The following is a 414-nucleotide window of genomic DNA, read 5'->3' as shown; positions in this document are numbered from 1 at the left end:
CTATTTGGCGCATTTACCATCACGGCCCAAGAAGATAAAATTATCCCATTGCCCATTGCCGCGCAGAAGGACACCATTGTTGCCCCGCTGATTCCGGATCCTAAATTACAGGACTCTATTGCTTTGGCCGATGCTACCAAAATAGATTCTACTGCCGGAAAGCAAGCCTTGCTCTTGGACAAAATCAAATACCGGGCCCAGGATTATGTGAAAATGAGCAAAAAGGATCAGAAAATCTACTTGTACAACGAGGCAGAGCTTTACTATCAAGACACCGAGCTAAAGGCAGGGGTCATTGTCATGGACTACACCAAAAATGAAGTCTATGCTGGTCGGATTAAGGACTCACTGGGCAATTACACCCAATTACCGTTTTTTAAACAAGGGAATAATGAGGTAGTTCCAGATTCCATT

1 pseudogene is annotated in these 414 nt (G+C 44.2%); it reads left to right on the top strand.

Features of this window, described 5'->3' with window-relative positions:
• A pseudogene (locus F1E73_RS17405) lies at window positions 1–414 on the top strand (LPS-assembly protein LptD); the annotation flags it as partial.

Source organism: Arenibacter lacus, assembly GCF_008711145.1.
GTDB lineage: Bacteria > Bacteroidota > Bacteroidia > Flavobacteriales > Flavobacteriaceae > Arenibacter > Arenibacter amylolyticus.
The sequence above is the reverse complement of the archived record's forward strand: the minus strand, read 5'-3'. Positions and strand labels throughout refer to the sequence as shown.